27 protein-coding genes are annotated in these 19844 nt (G+C 38.7%); 20 read left to right on the forward strand and 7 right to left on the reverse strand.

The features are described from left to right. Window positions 1-42 precede the first annotated feature (42 nt). The 5 genes from J9318_RS13530 (at window position 43) to J9318_RS13550 (ending at window position 4095) form a co-directional block, all read left to right on the forward strand. Window positions 43-561 carry a hypothetical protein gene (locus J9318_RS13530; RefSeq protein ID WP_210560405.1) on the forward strand — a complete coding sequence of 173 codons (519 nt, stop codon included), beginning with the start codon at window positions 43-45 and terminating at the stop codon, window positions 559-561. Between the two features lie 124 nt (window positions 562-685). Continuing rightward, complete coding sequence (locus J9318_RS13535; RefSeq protein ID WP_210560406.1) at window positions 686-1402, forward strand: ankyrin repeat domain-containing protein; 717 nt, start codon at window positions 686-688, stop codon at window positions 1400-1402. A 138-nt stretch (window positions 1403-1540) separates the two neighbouring features. Next, the gene (locus J9318_RS13540; protein WP_210560407.1) at window positions 1541-2035 is read left to right on the forward strand and encodes a GNAT family N-acetyltransferase; all 495 of its coding nucleotides are present in this window, start codon (window positions 1541-1543) and stop codon (window positions 2033-2035) included. A 730-nt stretch (window positions 2036-2765) separates the two neighbouring features. Beyond that, the gene (locus J9318_RS13545; protein WP_210560408.1) at window positions 2766-3599 is read left to right on the forward strand and encodes a hypothetical protein; all 834 of its coding nucleotides are present in this window, start codon (window positions 2766-2768) and stop codon (window positions 3597-3599) included. Between the two features lie 136 nt (window positions 3600-3735). Next, window positions 3736-4095 (forward strand): VOC family protein, encoded by a 360-nt coding sequence (locus J9318_RS13550; protein WP_210560409.1) that lies wholly within the window; start codon window positions 3736-3738, stop codon window positions 4093-4095. 63 nt (window positions 4096-4158) lie between these two features. Here J9318_RS13550 and J9318_RS13555 read toward each other — a convergent pair whose 3' ends face one another. Beyond that, window positions 4159-4701: a YaeQ family protein gene (locus J9318_RS13555; RefSeq protein ID WP_210560410.1), complete on the reverse strand. Its 543-nt coding sequence runs from the start codon at window positions 4699-4701 to the stop codon at window positions 4159-4161. Window positions 4702-4719: 18 nt separating this feature from the next. Here J9318_RS13555 and J9318_RS13560 point away from each other — a divergent pair, with 18 nt between their 5' ends. The 4 genes from J9318_RS13560 to J9318_RS13575 all read left to right on the forward strand — a co-directional run bounded on the left by J9318_RS13560 (window position 4720) and on the right by J9318_RS13575 (window position 7001). Then, entirely contained in the window at window positions 4720-4872 is a 153-nt protein-coding gene (locus J9318_RS13560; RefSeq protein ID WP_210560411.1) for a hypothetical protein, read from the forward strand. Between the two features lie 248 nt (window positions 4873-5120). After that, window positions 5121-5492, forward strand: a complete 372-nt coding sequence (locus tag J9318_RS13565; RefSeq protein ID WP_210560412.1) for a PA2779 family protein — start codon at window positions 5121-5123, stop codon at window positions 5490-5492. 112 nt (window positions 5493-5604) lie between these two features. Continuing rightward, window positions 5605-6549, forward strand: a complete 945-nt coding sequence (locus J9318_RS13570; protein ID WP_210560413.1) for a PA2778 family cysteine peptidase — start codon at window positions 5605-5607, stop codon at window positions 6547-6549. 14 nt (window positions 6550-6563) lie between these two features. Further along, window positions 6564-7001, forward strand: coding sequence for a hypothetical protein (locus tag J9318_RS13575; RefSeq protein ID WP_210560414.1), 438 nt, complete (start codon window positions 6564-6566; stop codon window positions 6999-7001). Here the strand turns inward: J9318_RS13575 and J9318_RS13580 are convergent, their stop codons facing one another. Further along, complete coding sequence (locus J9318_RS13580) at window positions 7002-7472, reverse strand: YcxB family protein (protein WP_210560415.1); 471 nt, start codon at window positions 7470-7472, stop codon at window positions 7002-7004. It abuts the gene before it with no gap. Window positions 7473-7546: 74 nt separating this feature from the next. On the opposite strand from J9318_RS13580, the gene J9318_RS13585 reads away from it, so the two are divergent. Then, window positions 7547-7732 carry a hypothetical protein gene (locus J9318_RS13585; RefSeq protein WP_210560416.1) on the forward strand — a complete coding sequence of 62 codons (186 nt, stop codon included), beginning with the start codon at window positions 7547-7549 and terminating at the stop codon, window positions 7730-7732. A 5-nt stretch (window positions 7733-7737) separates the two neighbouring features. On the opposite strand, the gene J9318_RS13590 is transcribed toward J9318_RS13585, so the two are convergent. Further along, window positions 7738-8130, reverse strand: a complete 393-nt coding sequence (locus J9318_RS13590) for a YkgJ family cysteine cluster protein (protein ID WP_210560417.1) — start codon at window positions 8128-8130, stop codon at window positions 7738-7740. A gap of 153 nt (window positions 8131-8283) precedes the next feature. Between J9318_RS13590 and J9318_RS13595 the strand changes: the two genes are divergently transcribed. From J9318_RS13595 to J9318_RS13610, 4 genes are all read left to right on the forward strand, one after another. After that, complete coding sequence (locus J9318_RS13595; RefSeq protein ID WP_210560418.1) at window positions 8284-8865, forward strand: DUF2238 domain-containing protein; 582 nt, start codon at window positions 8284-8286, stop codon at window positions 8863-8865. Between the two features lie 98 nt (window positions 8866-8963). After that, complete coding sequence (gene ybaK, locus J9318_RS13600) at window positions 8964-9431, forward strand: Cys-tRNA(Pro) deacylase (protein ID WP_210560419.1); 468 nt, start codon at window positions 8964-8966, stop codon at window positions 9429-9431. Between the two features lie 104 nt (window positions 9432-9535). Further along, window positions 9536-10345: a glutamate racemase gene (murI, locus tag J9318_RS13605; protein WP_210560420.1), complete on the forward strand. Its 810-nt coding sequence runs from the start codon at window positions 9536-9538 to the stop codon at window positions 10343-10345. An 11-nt stretch (window positions 10346-10356) separates the two neighbouring features. Next, complete coding sequence (locus J9318_RS13610) at window positions 10357-10899, forward strand: DUF3750 domain-containing protein (protein WP_210560421.1); 543 nt, start codon at window positions 10357-10359, stop codon at window positions 10897-10899. 34 nt (window positions 10900-10933) lie between these two features. On the opposite strand, the gene J9318_RS13615 is transcribed toward J9318_RS13610, so the two are convergent. Further along, a complete protein-coding gene (locus J9318_RS13615) occupies window positions 10934-11749 on the reverse strand; it encodes a tRNA (adenine(22)-N(1))-methyltransferase TrmK (protein ID WP_244731737.1) in 816 nt (271 codons plus the stop codon). 130 nt (window positions 11750-11879) lie between these two features. Here J9318_RS13615 and J9318_RS13620 point away from each other — a divergent pair, with 130 nt between their 5' ends. Genes J9318_RS13620 through J9318_RS13635 form a run of 4 tightly spaced genes read left to right on the forward strand, consistent with a single transcriptional unit; the run spans window position 11880 to window position 13554 of the window. Further along, window positions 11880-12140 carry a thioredoxin domain-containing protein gene (locus J9318_RS13620; protein ID WP_210560423.1) on the forward strand — a complete coding sequence of 87 codons (261 nt, stop codon included), beginning with the start codon at window positions 11880-11882 and terminating at the stop codon, window positions 12138-12140. 15 nt (window positions 12141-12155) lie between these two features. Beyond that, window positions 12156-12755, forward strand: a complete 600-nt coding sequence (locus J9318_RS13625) for a pentapeptide repeat-containing protein (RefSeq protein WP_210560424.1) — start codon at window positions 12156-12158, stop codon at window positions 12753-12755. A 36-nt stretch (window positions 12756-12791) separates the two neighbouring features. Further along, window positions 12792-13271 (forward strand): MgtC/SapB family protein, encoded by a 480-nt coding sequence (locus tag J9318_RS13630; RefSeq protein WP_210560425.1) that lies wholly within the window; start codon window positions 12792-12794, stop codon window positions 13269-13271. 55 nt (window positions 13272-13326) lie between these two features. Next, window positions 13327-13554 (forward strand): DUF2798 domain-containing protein, encoded by a 228-nt coding sequence (locus J9318_RS13635; protein WP_210560426.1) that lies wholly within the window; start codon window positions 13327-13329, stop codon window positions 13552-13554. Window positions 13555-13638: 84 nt separating this feature from the next. Here the strand turns inward: J9318_RS13635 and J9318_RS13640 are convergent, their stop codons facing one another. Together J9318_RS13640 and J9318_RS13645 are read right to left on the reverse strand one after the other, a co-directional pair. Continuing rightward, window positions 13639-14244, reverse strand: coding sequence for a DUF416 family protein (locus tag J9318_RS13640; RefSeq protein WP_210560427.1), 606 nt, complete (start codon window positions 14242-14244; stop codon window positions 13639-13641). A 41-nt stretch (window positions 14245-14285) separates the two neighbouring features. Then, complete coding sequence (locus J9318_RS13645; RefSeq protein ID WP_210560428.1) at window positions 14286-17375, reverse strand: coiled-coil domain-containing protein; 3090 nt, start codon at window positions 17373-17375, stop codon at window positions 14286-14288. A gap of 151 nt (window positions 17376-17526) precedes the next feature. Between J9318_RS13645 and J9318_RS13650 the strand changes: the two genes are divergently transcribed. Next, the gene (locus J9318_RS13650) at window positions 17527-17910 is read left to right on the forward strand and encodes a DUF2721 domain-containing protein (RefSeq protein ID WP_210560429.1); all 384 of its coding nucleotides are present in this window, start codon (window positions 17527-17529) and stop codon (window positions 17908-17910) included. 191 nt (window positions 17911-18101) lie between these two features. Here the strand turns inward: J9318_RS13650 and orn are convergent, their stop codons facing one another. Further along, entirely contained in the window at window positions 18102-18647 is a 546-nt protein-coding gene (orn, locus tag J9318_RS13655; protein WP_210560430.1) for an oligoribonuclease, read from the reverse strand. 111 nt (window positions 18648-18758) lie between these two features. Between orn and rsgA the strand changes: the two genes are divergently transcribed. Next, window positions 18759-19820 (forward strand): small ribosomal subunit biogenesis GTPase RsgA, encoded by a 1062-nt coding sequence (rsgA, locus tag J9318_RS13660; protein WP_210560431.1) that lies wholly within the window; start codon window positions 18759-18761, stop codon window positions 19818-19820. Window positions 19821-19844: the final 24 nt, after the last annotated feature.

The raw sequence follows: 19844 nt of genomic DNA on the forward strand, positions 1-19844 counted from the left end.
GCCTGTTATTTAGGCGTTAGCTGCTTGAAGGACTTAATGGACATGGATTTTGATACTAAACTAAAAAACGCAGAGTTTTGGTTTACACAAGCGTCTCAAATGTTTGAAGCATCAAAGGCTTTATTTAACTCAATGACTTCAAAGGATTCATCAGATGAACTTCGAGTTGGTGCGCATAAAGGATCTCTTTTTTTACTAGGAATAGCCACTGAAAATGCTTTCAAAGGAGTTTTGGCTTTTAAAGAAGAACTAAAAATTGAAAATGAGAGACTAAAACCAATTACCCCAAAAGGTGTTTCTCCCCATGACTTGGAATGGCTTTCAGAAAAAATAGGCCATACTTTTTCTGAAAAGGAGATAGAGTTGTTTAAACGCTTAAGTGTATACACCATCTGGGCAGGTAAATACGGAACACCTCTAAAGAAAAGTGAGTTCCTCAAAGATAAAGGGGCACTGTTTCAGAGCGAATCCGATTACGATGTTATATCTGACGTTATCTCAAGGCTCAAGATCGAAGCTGGATTCAATAAGAATTCAGGATGGCCATCATTACGCAGCTAACAAACGCATAAACACTCGCTGCGCTCGCTAGGGACAAAAACACGTAGGCTCCCTGCGCTTCGCTTGGTATTGTAGCCTACGTATTTTTGCCCGTTATGCGGGCCGTTAGCTTTCAAGGAACGATATGAGATTGTGTCTAATATTGCTGTATTTAACTACGTTCAGTTTTATTACTTGCGCCAAAAGTGAAACACCGCTGTCGGAGCTAGCATCACATATAAGGCTTCCTTATCAAAAAGGAGAACATGTATCTCCATCAGAATTAAAGTTATACGAATTACAAATAAAAATGATTGGTGAATCCTTTAAAAGTAAAGAACCACTTTGCTACAACTACGATGAGCCATATCAAAAAATACAAAAAGAACTGGCGATATTGGTAGCTAAATCAGCTGTTAGTGATTCCAAGTATATTTTAGAAGCTGCTGTAATGGCTGATAGCTTCTCTGATGTTAAGCGGCTAGTTGAAGCTGGAGCTCCTTTTATTACTCGCAGACTGTCATGGGGAGCCAGTCTGTTACATATTGCTGCAATTCATTCCAGCCCGAAGGTCATAAATTACCTTCACTCTCAGGGAATAGACGTAAATATAAAAATTGAAGATACTGGTGTTACCCCTTTACATCTGGCAGTTAATTCAAACAAAACTATGAATATAGTAGCGCTAGTAGAGCTTGGAGCGGATGTAAACGCTAAAGATGATCAAGGTTCAGTTCCAATAATTAACACATTTGGTTGTAAAGACATCGATACTTTTAATTACTTACTTAAAAAAGGCACTAAAATTTACCCCAAAGTTATTGAGGTGGCTGATAAAATAGGTGCAAACATTGAAAGCTAACAAGTGCCTAAACCAAAGGACGCAAAACAGCAGGCTTGCGCTCCTTCGTCGCTAATTTTAGCCTGCTATTTTATTGCCGCTTAGCAAAGCGTTAGATTCTTTGGAAACTTATTTATTCTGAACAGCAAAAGGACTTACATGGTTTCTCTTCGAGACTTCACCGAAAATGATATTAATAGTCTTGTTACTATTTTAAATGACGAATCAGTAACGCAATTTCTATCCACCAAAATCCCTTTCCCATATACGCTAGAAGACGCAAAATGGTGGGTAAGCGAAGGAAGCCAAGGCGACTTAATAAAAGCTATAACAGTTAACGGTCAATTTGCAGGTTGTATTGGCGTAAACCGCGGCGAATTCGAATATCAAAAGTCGGGAGAAATCGGGTATTGGATTGCACAAGAGTTCTGGCGAAAAGGTGTCGCATCTTCAGCTTTAAACAAAATGTCAGAGTACGTTTTTTCGCACACCGATATTGTTCGCCTTTTTGCATCTGTATTTTCTGGTAATGCTGCATCAATGGGCTTACTTTTAAAATGTGGCTTTACTCAAGAAGCGGTGTTGCAAAAGGCCATTTTTAAAAACGGACAGTTCTACGATAATTATGTCTTCGCTAAACTGATGTCGTTTTAGAATGCGAGAAAAATCTAACAAGGCGCTTAACTCGTTCCCTTCGAACACTGGGAAACAAGCACGCGGCGGCTTCGCCATTTTCGCCGCATGTTTGTGCCCGTTAGCTTTCTTATCTTCCAAGTTGTAAATTGAGTAATCAAGGTATACTTTTAACTCACGTATGATTTCGAATTTAATACACAAAAAGTACGCTTAATTTTGAGAAGCATAGAATCGACTTTGTTGATGCTCAAGAGTTCTGGTCTGCGGTAATTACCTATCGGAAAAAGAACATCCTCATAATTTCGGTTCGAAGCTCCAGAAAGAAAGAGGTGAACTTCTATGAACGCCAGCAAATTTGGTGAAGCGTTTGACAAAATCAAGAAACACTATCTCGCCCTACCTCATTTCTAGCTGATTTAGCTTTTCTTTGCTCCATAGAAGTTTTGGCTGATTCGTGCTCAATAAATTTTGAGTTTCCAGATTCCAGTTTTCAGTTTTCAGTTTTCAGTTTTCAGTTTTCAGTTTTCAGTTTTCAGTTTTCAGTTTTCAAATGGCCTAGTTTATCTGTTCAGTTAGCCAACTATCATGCATTGTTTTTTTCGTTGCTGTTCTGCTAATTGCTCAGTTAGCTCTCGGCATTCATCGCTAATTGTTCGACCTCGCTTGTCATTTTCTATTGCAAACAGCGCAATAAAACTGTCAAACTGTTTAACCCATTATTGAAGCGCTACTTTCCTATCGAGGCGTCATGAAAAAAGTCGCTATTGCTATCTCTATTTTGGCCTTTGTCATTATTTACTTTCTTCCAAAAGAGCAAAGTCGGTTTGATAAGTTGCGTACTAAAAATGATAGCAATCAAGTAACTTATGAACACTTAATCGCTAACGAGAAGATTTCAACTGAAGCTGACTTTGAAGAAAAGGTGTTTACCACTTCTGAAGAATACTTGTATAAAGCCAAACAAATACGTCGTTGCAACACGATACCTAAAACTCAAGATGAGCTTGATGATTGGCTGATTAAAGCAAATGAGGTGGGTGAGCCACACGAATATATCGAAGATGTTTTACTTCGTTTTGAGCAGTGTTCACCGTTTCAATTTATATCTGAGGATTTTGTTGAATTACTCTTTCTCGCGATTGAATTAGGTTATGATAATGCCATCGCAGAATTATGGGCTGTTTCGGATAACGAATACCTTCAAAGTAAAGGCTTAGATGAATTAAATAGAGAAGAGACTATAGAGCAAAGAGTTGAATTTAATAAATTGAAATACCGCCTTTCCGAACGTATTGCTTTAGCTGGCGGAGAAAATGCACTATTACGTCTAGTTAAAGGATATCAAAACGACGATCCTGATACTGGAAAGCCAAACTATATAAAAGCCATCGCTTATGCTGATTTTGGGTTAAACATAGTGAAGAGCAATGATGTTTATCTAAAATTAGACTTTATGAAACGACGTATTTCTCTGAATATGGATTTACAATCACTTGAAGAGGCACAAACGTTGACTGAAAGTTTATTGAGCCAGCTTAATAAAACGGAGACTAATAGTACTGTTTTAGGAAGCAGCCACTAATTGTGGTGGTATGTGGCTGTACTATTTGTTGTCGCCGGCAAACCTATAAATATTGTTATTTTATTCTATTTGGCTGTTATATTTGTCTTATCAGGCTGTTGTAAATATGTATCAAACATAAAAAGGAAATAAAAAGATGAGTCAGAACCTTAAGCTTAACTATGCAGAGTTTCCCGCTAAAGATTTAGCTTCGACTAAACATTTTTTTGCTCAAGCTTTTGGTTGGACTTTTGTTGATTACGGTCCAGACTACACCGCGTTTACTGATCAAGGCTTAGATGGAGGTTTCTACAAGTCGGATTTGAACTCGAGCACAGCAAACGGATCTGCTCTACTTGTTCTAAAAACTAACAATCTAGAAGCTACTCAAGCTACCGTCGAAAAGTGTGGAGGGAAGATATCCACTCCAATATTCTCGTTTCCCGGTGGTCGTCGTTTTCACTTTATAGAACCGAGCGGTAATGAATTTGCTGTATGGTGTTTAGAAGATTCTTAATAGATAAAACGTTTCAAATACTCGTTTTTGGTAAATCGGAATAACGTTGATCTCTGGTTTCTGCTATTGAAGTTGAACCCAATTTAATTCTACTTGCTCATCACCAATGGCCACGTACATAGACTGCCCTGAGATCGTTAATGAAATATCCATTGTGCGATTCGCGTGTGACGCTATAGATTTAATTTCTTCCCAGTCAAACTGATAAACCTCGACGGCAATGGTAGATAATTGAGGTTGTGATTGTTTCCACCAAACCTCTGATTTTGAATTAAACGTATAAATCATGGTTTTTGTTGCTAAACGTGACGCTTTTTTCATTCGTTCAAAGCTAGGCTCACCCACGTCCAACCAAAGGTGCAACTGATCATCGAGGCCCTTTAACCAAATATCCGGTTCATCTACTGAGCTCAGTCCCTTTGTGAAAGTCATGAGCTTTTCATGATCGTTAGCACTTTGAATACAGAACGCCATTACTCGTACCATCATGCGTTCGATTGTTTCTGAAGGGTGTTGCGCTACCGTTAACTGAATGCTGTCGTAATGATCATTGTTAAAGTCTGACAATGCAATTTTAAATTTATAGATGGTTGGCTTTAAGGCCATATTAGGCAAACTCCAGAAGTGACAGAACAAATTAGCTTGTGTTTAAGCAAAGCGCGACCATCATACGCAGGACTGGGTGTAAAAGCATTAAATATGCGTTATGAATACAAGCTACTCATTTTAGAAAGGCAATATGACGAAAGCAACAACCGCAGTTATTGGACTTGGTGATACTGACGCCCAACTTTAACGTGTCTATTGGCAACCGGCCAGCCTTTGATTTTAAAGCCAGCGATGACAAGGTTCTTGCTGCTTAACATGGTTAGACAATGAGTTTGCTGTCTGATCAGAGTCGTGTTTAAAGTAATTACCAAACAGGCAAATAGAATTTAACCCACCGAAAAATAAACATTTATTGAGTATTCCCACTCTATGTATTACTGTTAACTGACCATAACGGTAAACTACTTGGAGAATTTATGAAAAAAATTATTAGTTATTTCTGTATTGCTCTTTTAACTATAGGGTCAAGTGCATCTGCATACGCTGGCGTGATCTCATCTGACAAAATTTTACAAAGTGCTAGTTCTCAATACCAAAAGTCTGAAATTTTATCCATGGTTGACTCTGCAGAAGTTCAGCAGAAACTGATTGAACTTGGCGTAAACCCTCAAGTTGCTAAAGACCGCATAAATGCCATGACCCCGTCTGAATTAGCAAGTGTTAATGCAGAAATGGACGACATGCCTGCAGGTGGTATTGTTGGTACTGTGGTTACCGTATTTGTCGTTTTATTTGTGCTCGACATTTTAGGCGTTACTGACGTATTCGATTTTATCAACCCAATCTAGACGATCACCTTCTTATTTAATAAATCGTAATATTGTTAAATCGCCCTGCCTGTCAGGGCGTTACTTTAAAGATAACAGGCAGAGCAAAATCTTGGTTTATATAAAACATGGTTTGAAGTTTCTAACTCTAGCGGTTCTTTCGCTGTATTTATCTGGATGTATCGCCCCTCAAACGGAGCGCTTTTTAACTACCTCAACAAACGCTGAACACTTGATAAAAGATGTTCCTTTTTATCCTCAACAAGAGTTTTTTTGTGGGCCAACCACCATTGCCGAAGTATTAAACTTTTATGGAGAGTCGATTAAACCTAATGACATCGCCCCGTCGTTATTTATTCCAGGAAGAAATGGCAGCTTACAAGTTGAAATGGCGTCAAGCATTCGACAGCTTGGTTACATTGCATATCAAGATCAATTGAACCTGACAGAACTGATTAATATTGTTGAAAAGGATGTGCCTGTCATTGTCCTGCAGAATAATGGATTGTCTTGGTATCCAAGATGGCACTATGCCGTTGTTATTGGTTATGAAAAAGCATCTCAATCGTTAATAATGCACACTGGCTTAACGGCAAACCGCAAGGTCGATATGTCGCTGTTTGAGAGAACTTGGAAACGCGCAAAACACTGGGCGATCGCTCCAATGCCAGTGAGCCTGGCACCGACTGGGTTAAAGGAAATTCCATACCTACAAGCTGCACAAGATCTCATCACCGTCGGTCAACAAACGAACGGCGTTATAGCATTAACAACAGCATATAATCATTGGAAAGAGTCTCACCTTCCTGCACTGTTACTCGCTAATCATTTTATTGAAAGTGAGCCTAATAGAGCGAGAGAATGGTACAAAAAAGCCTTCAAGTTGGCACCAAACAACGCCCCTCTTTTAAACAACTACGCGTATACTTTGGGGAAATTAGGTTGTAAAAATACGGCTAAACAGTTAATTCAACAAGCCATTGATGCAGAGCCGAATAACGAAAACTATATAAACACGTTAAACTCGATACGCTCTATGATTCCAAACGCTAAGCGTATTGAAGAATGTTCATTATAAAAAGGAATATAAATATGAAATTGAAAATAATTACACTGCTATCTTTATTGCTCTCTTTCTCGGCTTTTTCAAATGAATACCAAGAAGAAATAGATAAGTTTTTTAATCTTTATAAAGCTGAGAAAATCAGCCAAGCTGTTGATTCAATTTATTCAACAAATAAGTACGTGTCGTCAATTCCAGATCAAGTCCAAAATGTCAAAAACCAATTAACTGCTGCGAAGGGCATGTTAGGTGAAATAAATTTCATCAACAAAATTTCTGATTATAAAGTGGGTGATTTGATGGTGCAGGTGACTTACATAGTAACTTATGATCGACAACCACTACGATTTGAGTTTCAGTTTTTTAAGGTAAACGACGGCTGGAGAGTCTATTCATTTTCTTTCGACGATGATCTTGATGACGAGCTGAAAGTGCTAGCTAGAAAGTCAGCACTTTCAAATAGTTAGTTAACTTGAAACTTTTGCCTCTATAAATGCTTTGGCCGCTTCAGATAAGTGAGCAAAGCTTAGGTAATATCGGCCTTTGGTGTAGGTTAAAATAACACCCTTTTCCGTTCGTGTTATCGACTTTATGTCATCCCACTCAATGGTAACCTCGTGATACAAGGTCTGTGTTGATACACCGGCCTCGTCTATTTTTAACGTCACGTCTGAATTCGACTCTTTTGATAGCATTTGACGCCAAACCCACCACGTTTGCTGCCAATAAACACTCATTGCCTCTATCACGGACAAAACAATAATAAATATAGCGACATGCCAAAGTTGACCGAGCAGCAAAGCAATACAGCCGAGTATTAAAATCGCTAGAGCTTTTTTATAAGCTTTAAGGCCTGTAGGTTTGTTCGCTGATTGTTCAAAGCACTCATGGTAGAACGCTTTATCTAACTTAAAAGTTGTCTCGAATGTAAAACTCAAAATTAATCTCTGCTGTGATTTTTTGTGTAGTTTACCTTTAACTATTATTAAAGCCTAGTTTAAGTAAACCTGAGGTGATCACTATAAGTGATGCGCCGGCGGGTGGCTCAATTATATTGTTAGACGCCACACATATTTACGTACAAGACGACTTGATTGAAAATGGCATGATAAACCAGGATAAATTAGACACAGTTGGCAAAATGGCTGCCGACTTTTTTAGCCTAACAAAACAATTAGTTGAACTGAAACGACCATAATGTGATCAACCGTGGTGACTGTCTTTCATCAATAGTTCAAGCTTAGCCTTTGCTTTTTCAGGATTTTCTAAGTCAGTCATCTCTACCATTTCACATTCGTCTCTGATCATTTCGGATAATAAGCTGGGATAATGCCGGCAGTCTTCAGGTCGATTCAGATAAATACTACAGGTATATATTTTTTTTGCCGTTGGGTCGGTTTGTGGTGCGGTTTCTAAAAACGGGCAAGTTGTGTACGGCTCGCCTGTGTTGGGATTAAACCAGATTTGACCGTTTTTTACATATTGGTATATTTCAGGATTGAATATTTCCCAAAGTTCTATTTCTTCTTTTGTTACCGCCAAGTCGCCGCCACCATATTTGATACAGCATTTGCCACATTGATTGCAGTTCTTCATTAAGATAATCGTCCGTTTACTTTGTAAACCGAGTGTAGCACTAATTACACCAGTTCATTGTGGAAGTAATACCATCAGCGAATATAAAAGAGTTGGTTAAATACATAATCATAGTTAAAGTATAACCAGTTGATAAAAATGGAGTATCTAAGTTTGAAATATCTTTGGCTGATAATTTTTACTAGCGTTTTGGTGTGGTCTGGCATTAACCCTAAAGATCATTTTACTTGGATACTTGAAGTCGCCCCAGCGGTATTAGGTGTGGTGTTAGTCGCTGCAACATACCACTCATTTAAGTTAACTCCTCTTCTATATACGCTCATTCTTTTGCATTGCATTGTCTTAATGGTTGGTGGTCACTATACCTACGCCGAGGTGCCATTATTTGACGGTCTGTGGGGCGCTGAGCGAAATAACTACGATAAAGTTGGCCATTTTTTTCAAGGTTTTGTACCAGCTATAATTGCCAGAGAAGTATTAATTAGGAAACACATTATTAATGGCCAGGTTTGGCTGGCTTTTATTATCATTTCAATATGCCTCGCGTTTAGCGCGTTTTATGAATTAATAGAGTGGTGGGTTGCCATCATGACGGGCGAAGGCGCGGAAGCCTTTTTGGGCACTCAGGGTTATGAGTGGGATACACAATCCGATATGTGGTTAGCGTTAATCGGTGCTTGTACCGCATTAGTAACCCTGTCTAAATATCATAACCACCAGCTATCAAAGTGCTAATTTGGAAATACCTTTGAAAAGTAAAAGGTTAGATTTCTCAATATGTTAGAACTAACCTTTTTATGTGGTTATTTTTAAAAAATAAACATGGTGTGCTCATGACTCCTGCAATTAATAGCTTGCTGCAACACAACGTTAAGCACAAAGTGCATGAGTATCATCATGACTCAGCGTCACCTTCTTATGCGTTAGAGGCGGCAGAAAAGCTTAGTGTTGATGCAAGTGCGGTGTATAAAACGTTAATTGTTAAATTGCAGACATCGGAGCTAATTGTTGCTCTTGTCCCTTCAAACTCAAAACTAAATATGAAGTTGGTTGCCAAAGCCACCGGTTCAAAAAAGGCGACGATGGCCGATGCAATAGATGCACAAAGAAGTTCTGGGTATGTACTTGGTGGAATTTCGCCACTCGGGCAAAAAAAACGATTACGCACCTTCATCGACACCTCGGCGTTAAACCAATCTTCTATTTTTATTAGTGGTGGTAGACGTGGACTAGAACTTGAGCTATCGGCAACAGATCTTGCTAAATTATGTGACGCAACATTTACAGAATTAGTCGACTAATCAAAAGTATTCTTTGGTAAATTGTATTTTTACTTTTTTATATTGTGAAAGACTCGTTGAATTATGCTAATTTTGCGGCTCAATTAGGAGCAATTAAAAATAAAATGAACGACGAGCAACAACCTATAGGTATTTTTGATTCCGGTGTCGGTGGACTGTCAATCGCCAAAGACATTCATGCTTTAATGCCAAATGAAAATCTCATCTATGTTGCCGATCAAGCTTATGCACCTTATGGCAGTAAATCGCCTCAACAGATTCAACAACGTTGCCAGAGCATTACGCAGTTTCTTATTGAAAAAAACTGCAAGGCGATTGTGGTTGCATGCAATACGGCGACGGTAAATGCAATCTCGTTTTTACGAGAACAATATTCATTGCCAATTATTGGTGTAGAACCAGGAATTAAACCGGCTGCGTTAAATAGTCGGTCAGGCATTATTGGTGTATTAGCCACTGAACAAACTATACAAAGTGCTGCATTTAGTTCACTTATCAATCGATTTAAGCAACATGTTAAGGTTGAAGTTCAAGCTTGTCCAAAAATGGTGGAATTAGTTGAGGCAAACAACTTATTAAGTGATGAGGCTTTGTCTATTGTTGCTGAGTATATTAGCCCGCTACTTGAAAAAGGGGCGGACCAAATTGCACTGGGTTGTACACATTATGTTTTTTTAGAACCACTTATTAGCAAAGTAATTAATGACAGAGCTGAAATCGTCAATACCGCTAGCCCCGTTGCCGCCCAAGTACAACGACGCTTGTTAGAAAAGAATCTATTATCGAATGCTAAACATAAAGGTAATGTGACTCTGTTTAGCTCATCCGCTAGTGAACAAAACATTAATCTACTTAATCAACTTTGGGGAAGTGAACCAAGTCATTATTTGCACGTAGAGTCTTTTACTCGTTAAGGTGAATTTATATGAAAGCAAAAATACTCTCGACAACCCTCATTATTATCATGGCCTTGTTGCTATCGTCGTGTTCAAGCAAGAACTGGCGTGAAACAAGTCGTGAGCCTGCCGGGATAGCGCCTAACCCTGAAGTGACGCAAGACGCCGTGATTCAATTTTATGCTGCTGACGCTTTTAGCTGGCGTGGTTGGTTTGCCGTTCACTCTTGGTTTGCATTAAAAAAACAAGGAGCTGATGAATATACCGTATACGAAGTGGTTGGTTGGGGTGTAAAAGAGGGCCGCCCAGCTATTAGAACTTACACAACAAAAACACCTGATCGCTACTGGTATGGTGCCAAACCAGAGGCATTTTTAACCATTAGTGGTGCTAAAGCATCTAAACTTATCCCACAAATAGAGGCAGCAGTCCTTCGCTATCCTTGGAAAAATGAATATACCCTTTTTCCTGGCCCAAACAGTAACACCTTTCCCGCTTGGATAGGCTTACAAGTGCCTGAACTGGAGCTAGATATGCCTTTTCGAGCCATTGGCAGTGGTTACGCCGACTAGTGCCTGATACTCAAAAAACAAGGTTACAGTAACGTTAGCTATCGTTTTCTATTTTTACACTCTCATAAGCCGCTATTGCTGTATTAGCAAACTCATTGTTTCCTTTTTGCATTCGTCTATAGTGCGTTAGTGTTTTTATTAAATATCGCTCAAGTATGCTCTTTTCGTTTTCGGTTTTATAAAACCAAAGTGCTTCACCTGCAACGTCTATCCGCTTTGGTTGGCTTGAACTACCTGTGGTCACAAATTCACCTTCTGAGTTCATAAACTTAGTATGTTTAGTCTCCGTAGGTTTAACGTCATTTGTTACTAAAAGTACTTCATAAAAACGATTGTTTTCTTCTAGTACCACTTCATGGCGAAGTCTGAATTCCATTTCCTTGAGTTGCTTACGCAATGGAAATTGGTGGTGCACAGGGCACAACAAAAAATCTAACGATAAGTTTGGAAATCTGTTGTTTAGTTGAGTGATAAACTCAATCATTAAATCACCGCCGACGCCCGCAATTATAATCAAGTGTCTTACATCGTCCGCGACCTTTGAACTTACAGCCGTTTTTCCATTTATATTGGCGGCTTTATCTAAAGGTAAAGAAGAAACGTCTTCGCACAATGTGTGCCATTGATTTGTTTGATTCGGAAAAAACTGTTTTAGGTTTAGCTCTACATTCGCCACCAACTCAGGAACAATATCCACAAAAAAGAGCTGGCTACTTATGCCATTTTTTAACAGTGCGGCACCAAGTTGGCCATGGTCACAACAGGTATCCCATATATAGTCGTATTCAAACTGCTTATGGTATTGCTCTGCAATTGACTGAATTGTGCCTAAACGATCGCTAAGTTTCACCTGTTGGCGCCCTATTTTAATATTATGAAAGCAACTCATTGAATAATCATCGCGTTACTGCAACAATCATTTTATATTCTTGATAACTCGATACAAAGGAATCTCCGTGGACCGTTTTAAGGACAAATACATGTCAAAAAACACTCAACTAATTACCGCTTTGTTTACGCTTGTATTTACTCTTTTTGCATTCCAATCAAACGCTGCTGAATTTGAAGAAGGCGTACATTATCAAGAAATAAAGCCTTATGATGTTAAAAAACCTGAAGTCCGTGAGTTCTTTTCATTTTACTGCCCTCATTGTTTTAAGCAAGAAAGCTTCATGAGAGAAATTAAATCAAAACAAGAATATTTCGCTTTGATTCAGTATTTATTAAATAAACCGCTTTAATAACAAGGTCGTATTTTGACAAAATATATAAACAGTAATGCCCACTATTTAGATGCGTTTTTTACTGATCTAGATATGTCAGACAGCGCTATAAATGATGCCGAATTTGAAGGTTGTACGTTCACAGACTGTAATTTTAGTGATGTAAACTTTGAAGACTGTAAATTTGTTGAATGCCATTTTGTTCGCTGCAATCTAAGCTTGTCAAAAGTAGGTGGTTGCCAATATGCAGATGTTTTATTTGCCGATTGCAAAATGTTAGGTATTGATTGGACGCGAGCTTATTGGCCAAATATCAGCTTGTCGGCGCAGGTAAAATTTGAAAAGTGCGTGCTCAATGACAGTTCTTTTTTTGGCTTAGAGTTACCTAGTTTGGTATTAGAAGAATGCAGAGCTTTTGATGTTGATTTTCGTGAAGGCATTTTTAAAAACGCAGACTTTAGTTTTACTGACTTTACTAATAGCCAATTTAACAAAACGGTTTTAAATAATGCTAACTTTACCGAAGCCGTTGGCTATTCCATTAATTTATTTGAAAACGATATTGAAGGTGCAACGTTTTCAAGGTTTGAGGCCGTAAACTTACTAGAAAGTATTGGGCTAAAATTAGTTTAACGTGTATAACGCGCCTTCTTTTTTCAGAGTATTATCATGACATTAACAGAATTATTATCGATACACCCTTTTAGTTGGCAATCCATTGGGGCCGCATTATTATGTGGTTCCATTATTGGTCTTGAACGTCAGTTACGAGGCAAGCCTGTTGGCATTAGAACCTCGTCGCTGATTGTACTAGGTACTTATATGTTCGTCGCTATTTCTGCCTTTGTTATAAACGACGCGTCTGATCCGTCTCGTATTATTGGTCAAGTCGTTACCGGCGTTGGCTTTTTAGGTGCCGGTGTAATGATGACCCGGGAAGGCGTTGTGACTGGCGTTACGTCTGCAGCAACAATATGGGCACTTGCCGCGTTAGGTGTCTGTATAGCTGTAGTTGACTCGATAGTGGCAATAAAACTGTCGGTGTTAGTTGTGGCTATTTTATACGGAATTGATGCAGTAGAAGGTTACTCTGCTAACTTAAGTCGTGGCGTACATGCCAAATACAGCAAATGGCGTCGCCACAAATAACGGCACCAGACGCAATCAAAATAAGTTAACACATACGTCTATTTAGGAGAATTGAGTGATAAGCCAAAAGTATCACCGCATTGTTTTTTCGTTTTTTATGGCATTGATCATGTCTTGTGTTATGTCACTTGTGATCACTACTTTTAACGTAGGTATAATTCCAGATTTATTATTAATGTGGTTAAAAGCTTGGGGATTTGCCTTTACAGTTGCATTTCCTGCTATTTTTATCGTGTCGCCATTAGTACATAAATTAGTAAATTTAGTCCTTGTTGATAAGTGACAAACTTGTTACTAAAGTGCGAAAAAAAGCAGCGTATTAATAACACTGCTTTTTATAGAAGCTTACTTATTTACAACTAAAAGACTAATCTTCCAGTGAAATTCCTATATTTGTTACGCCGTCAGCATACGCTTTGCTAAGTGCAAGTTTTTTGATTTCATTCGCCGAGAGCTTTTTCATTTCAAACGTTTCTAACCAATCAATCAACTCAGTAAGTAATTCAACTTCGTGGATCATTAGCTCATGGTCACGAATTTGAGCGTTATCTAGCTCTGTATCGCCAGCTTGGTATTCAATCAAATGGACAATACAACCTTGAGAGATTTTTGCGATGTCTACACCGTCAAAATCATCTTCTGTCTGCTCACCAGCGATATAGTTTAGTAGGCCTGTACAAAAGTATATTGCTGGATACACGCCATACATATCAAAGTCAGCTTCATCGGGCGTTAACAATTCGACTTTTTCTTCTAACGCCGAAAAATTCAATTTACTTCCGTGAACTAATAAGCGTTCCCATAAGCTGTTCATTACGTTGTCTATTTGATGTGGCTGAGGAAACTCGGTAACTGTGGTAAAAAGTTTGTAATTCGGCAACATTCGTTGCAATAGCACGAGAGAAAGAATACCTTGCTGCTTACGCGGAAGGGCACGAATTCGTGCAAAGTTGTTCGCCTTGTTTTGGCTCATAAATATAATCTCAGTTTAATAGATCAAATTGAGCAACATAATTAACTTTGTTGCTCTGATAACTGCTGCTGCGCAACAAGTTGTTGTTGGGCAAAGTTGAATTTTAACCGATACTCGGTAACCTGGCTTTCTAATTCTGAAATTTTTTCATCTAAATCAGTTTTCAACCTAGAGTTTTCTGCTCTTAATTGCTGGATAACAGTTCTAGCATGATCAATTTCAGCTTCGGCCACCAATTCAGTTTCTTCTATATGACCTTGTTTATAGGCTTCTAACTCATCCCTATGTTGTTGCTCTATTTCATTAACTAACTTTAATTCATGCTCTACTTGATGGTTTCGCTCACGTTCTTTACGTAACTCGTCTTTAACTTCTCGTAGGCGTTGTTGACTTTCAACTAGGTCATCATCAACTTGGGCTAATTGGCCCATCGAGTCATCAAATCGAACTTTTAGCTGTTCAAAATCATTTTTCATTTGAGCATTTTCGATTTTGAGCGTTTCAATAAGTTCGTTAAATTCTATATTAGTTTCAAGTAACTGATCGCTATGCTCGGTACTAACATTTTGTGCGGTAGACAATTGAGCTTGCAATGATGCCGCTTTCTGCTCTGAGTAATTAACTTGCTCTTGCAGTTCATGCTTAGCATCGCTGATTGTTTTCAATTCTTTTGCTAAACGACTATTTGTCGCCTCTAGCATGGCCATCGCATCATCAGCATTAGAATTACTGGCCAATTTTTCTTGAGAAGCAACCAACTGCTCTTTTGTTTCAACTAATTCCACTTTAAGTTGTGTAATTTGCTGCTGAGACAGTCGGTCATTCTCGTTAGCTAATGCCAGTATGTTCGCTAAGTCGTCGTTTTTGACATTTAATTGGTCAATTTGTTGTTGGTACTTAAGCTCCAGCTCGCCAATTCGGCTTTGCAGGCTAGATGCTAGTTCTTCGGCCACTTTAACTTTTTCTGCTAATTCTTTATTTTGTTGAGTAAGCGCGGTTGAGTTTTCATCACCATTTTGAGTTGCTATTAATAACTCATCTTGTAGGTTATCTCTCTCTCTTTCAACGTCTTGAAGCTGTGCTGTCATGGCTAACAAGTTATTTTGTAATTGCTGATGAGCAATATCGACATCCACTTTTTGGCGTTCGATTTGCTCTTTTTCAATTGCCCAGTTAGCCGCTTGCTCTATTTTTTGAGCTTCATAAGCTTCAAGCTGTTCTGCAGTCTCACGATTGGCCTTGCTTAATGCGTTTTCTTTTTCAATATACTTAGCGTTCAGCGCCGTAATTTGCTGTTGAGATTGTCGGTTGTTCTCTTCAGCCAACGCCAGTAAATTCGCTAAGTCGTCCTTTTTAACATTTAACAGGTCAATTTGCTGTTGGAGTTGCTGTTCCTGTTGTTGAGTTTGCTGTTCCTGTTGTTGAGTTTGCTGTTCCAACTCACCAATTCGGCTTTGTAGGTTATCCCTTTCACTTTCTAGGTCTTTTAGCTGCGCCGTCATCGCTAACAAGTTATTTTGTAATTGCTGATGAGCAGTGTCTACATCCACTTTTTGACGCTCAAGTTGTTCTTTTTCAGACTCCCAGTTCGCCGCTTGCTCTGTTTTTTGAGCTTCATAAGCTTCAAGCTGTTCTGCCGCTTCACGGTTCGCTTGGGTTAAGGCGTTTTCTTTTTCAATATACTTAGCGTTTAGCGCAGTAATTTGCTGTTGAGATTGTCGGTTGTTCTCTTCGGCCAACGCCAGTAAATTCGCTAAGTCGTCCTTTTTAACATTTAGCAGGTCAATTTGTTGCTGATGTTGCTGTTCTTGCTGTTCAATTTGTTGTTGATGTTGCTGCTTTTGCTGTTCAATTTGTTGTTCAGCTATTTGTAACTGTTCAGACTGAGATTTTTTCGCATTTTCTAACGCATTTTTTGTTTCTTCTTGGCTTATTTCTAAAAGGTTACTTAGCTTTTCAGAGTTAACTAACGCCTCAGTTAAGGCACTTTCTTTTTCAATATACTTAGCGTTTAGTTCAGCGATTTGTTCGGTAAAATCGATCTTCTGAGAATCAAGTGAGTCGTTCAATTCCTTTATCGTAGACTCTAGAGATTCGACATCAGCTTGCTTTTGCTGTTCTTGGCGAACTTGCTCTTGAACTAATTCGGCATTGCGTTTTTCGAGCTTATGAATTTGCAGCTCAAGATTTTGCACTGTTTCTATTTGTGTTGCTAAGTTGTCTTTACTTGATGAAAACTGCTCTTCTAATGCAATATAAGCTTGTTCTTTTTTACTCAGCTCCAATGATAGCGTCTTATTGCTTTCTTCAGCGCCTTGGAACTTTAATTTGTACTCAAGACCTAACTGCGTCTTTTCTTCTAACTGCTCTTCAAGATGATCAATTTTTTCGGTCAACGATGTGGTTAGTTGCTGAAGAGCACTTAACTCTCCAACTTGTTTTTCTATATCGGATTGATAACCGACAACTTCTTCTTGCAACATCTTATTGTCAAAAGCATCAACTTCAACTTGTTGCTCTAATTCTGCAACGCGATTTTTAAGTTTTGATATGCTTTGGTTCTGTTCGACTTGTTGTTTTGCGAATTCAGTTTCTGCTTCATTTTGGCTTGTCGAAAACTTGACTTGTTGCTCTTGCAGTTGTTGTTTATGATTAACGTTTTCTTCTGAGGTCTTGTCTAGTAACTCGGAGAGGTGACTAATTTGTTGCTGTAACTCAACTAGCTGTTCAGCTTGCTTTTCAGCTAATATTTTTGATTGGTTCGTATCTTCAATTGCTGCATTGGTTGCCTGAGTTGACTCAATAATATCTTTTAAATCGCCAATTTCGGTCATAAATTGACTAATTGATAAGTCTTTAACAAGCAACTGTTCAGAGAGCCGCTCAGACTCCAGTTCGGCGTTTTTGAGCTTCTCTGTGAGTAACGCAATTTCACTTCCATCGGCTATCGGCTGCTCTTGCTGTAACGCTTCGAGTTGCTCTTCTTGAATTGTTAAGTGCTGCGACAATTCCACAAGCGCATCTTCTGCTTCCTGCTTGTCATTCTCTACCACGGCTAACGTCTTTTGCAATTTTGCTAATTCGTCTTTTACCTTTAGTAGTTCTTGTTCTTCCACTTTATTTACAGCCAATGGTCGCTCTCCATAAAAGGCTCGACTTAATTAAAAACAGAATAGCAACTTTTGTTATGAAAAATAACTAATTTTTATGGCAAAAATAATTGTCTTTAAGCAATGACTGTCTGTATGCTTTTTAAACCCTAGTTTTATTGATGTATTCGACATGACGTTAACTACTCCAGCACTACTTTTTCCTGCTATCTCTTTGCTTTTATTAGCTTATACCAACCGATTCCTCGTTCTTGCGCAACTGATTAGAGAACTAAATCAGAGAAACAATAAAGGTCTGGAAGTCGTTGTTAAAAGACAAATCACCAACTTAAAAAGCCGCTTACATTTAATCCGCTCGATGCAAACCTGTGGCGTATTAAGTTTCCTGCTGTGTGTATTGGCTATGCTCGCATTATTCCTAGAGCAACCGCAACTTGGTTCTATTATGTTTGGGTGTAGTTTATTAACGTTAGTATTGTCGTTGTTGATGTCGCTATATGAAGTGTGGATAAGCTGCCGAGCGATTGAAATTGAACTTGAATCAATGCAAGACTAGAGTTCCTTTTGATAAACGTTCAATAAATAGTACCGCTTGATAATTGGTAACAATTTAATAGAAGTGCAGACACAAAAAAAACCGCATGTGATTAAAACCTAACGTTGCGGTTTTTGTTTTAAATGGATAACTTCATTTTAGCCGGCTGCTTATATAAATTTACGACCTTTGGCTAAACTTGTTTTTTTTAATTAAAGCTTAAAAAATGTGTCTTTATAATGTTTAAGCTCTGCGATACTCTCGCGAATATCATCAAGGGCTAAATGAACACCTTTTTTCTGAACGCCGTCTAACACTTCAGGGCGCCATCTTCTGCCTAATTCTTTAATCGTGCTTACATCTATATTTCTGTAGTGAAAAAATTCTTCTAAAGAAAGCATATGAATATGCATAAAGCGACGGTCTTGGCCTATGCTATTTCCACACATTGGAGAAACACCGGCAGGCACATAATCCTTTAAAAAATCAATCGTCATTTCACAGGCTTGCGCTTCTGTTACTGTACTTTTTTTACAGCGGTCAGTAAGGCCTGTTTTACCATGTTGACGAATGCACCACTCATCCATGTTATCTAAAATTTCGTCCGACTGATGGATGGCTAGTTCTGGGCCTTCGGCAATGATATTTAATTCACTGTCGGTGACTATGGTGGCTATTTCCAAAACTTTGCAATGTCTTGGCTCTAGTCCAGTCATTTCTAAATCTACCCAAACTAGGTTATTTTCACTAAAAGACATATAAGGGCCTACTCATTCCTTTTTATCAAGGTCGGTTACGTATACTATAAAGGCATTGTTATTCTTTTTAATGACTTTCACAAGTTTTAATAACTAAATCATAGAGCAAAAGTGGCAAAACAAAAGAAATTATCAAAATCTCAAACACGTCGTATCAAGGCCAATCAGAGTAAGCGATTAGCTAAAGCGAAAGGTGCTGAAAATCAAGAACCAGAGACAGTTGTTGATGATGCCTTATTAGGCCCGCAAAGTTTCGGTCGTGTAATTACGCGCTACGGTCAGCATGCCGATGTAGAAATGGAAGATCAAACCATGATCCGCTGCAACATTCGTCGTAATGTTGCGTCATTAGTTTGTGGTGACTCTGTCGTTTGGCGACCATACACGGTTAATAACGATGACTTCCAAGGTGTTATAGAAGCCGTTGAACCTCGAACTAGTGAATTTGTTCGACCAGACTTTTATGACGGTTTAAAGCCAGTCGCTGCGAATATTGACCGTATTTTGATTGTGTCCGCGTTACTCCCAGATTTGACGCCTAATATTATTGACCGCTACTTAGTGGCGGTTGAGCAGCTCAGCATTACACCTATCATTCTGATAAACAAAATGGACTTGCTCGACGACTCTAACCGCGATGTAGTGGAAAGCACTGTTGCCTTGTATCGTTCTATTGGTTACGAAGTGGTTACCCTGTCTGCTATTGAAGAAGAAGGCATTGATCAGGTAAAACAACTTATCGAAGGCCACACCAGTGTGTTTGTTGGTCAGTCTGGCGTAGGTAAGTCATCACTTACCAATGCAATATTGCCTGACGTAAACATTGAAACCAAAATCGTCTCAACGAATAGCCGTTTGGGTCAGCATACAACAACCGCTTCTAGACTCTATCGTTTAGAAAATGGCGGTGCTGTTATTGACTCACCAGGAATACGTGAATTTGCTATGTGGCATTTAAGCCAAGAAGAAATATTGGCTGGCTTTGTTGAGTTTTCTGACTATGTCACACAGTGTAAGTTTAGAGACTGTAGCCATAAAAACGACCCTGGCTGTGCGTTAAAGCAAGCCATTAAAGATGGTCATGTGAGTGAGCAACGTTACCAAAGCTATATTCGTATTTTACAGACGGTTGATGAAATTACGCTTCGTCATCAGTCTAAAGATTCAAAATAATTCTCAAATTACGGTCTGTCGGTT

Origin of the sequence: Psychrosphaera aestuarii (genome assembly GCF_017948405.1) — a bacterium.
GTDB classification, from domain to species: Bacteria; Pseudomonadota; Gammaproteobacteria; order Enterobacterales; family Alteromonadaceae; genus Psychrosphaera; species Psychrosphaera aestuarii.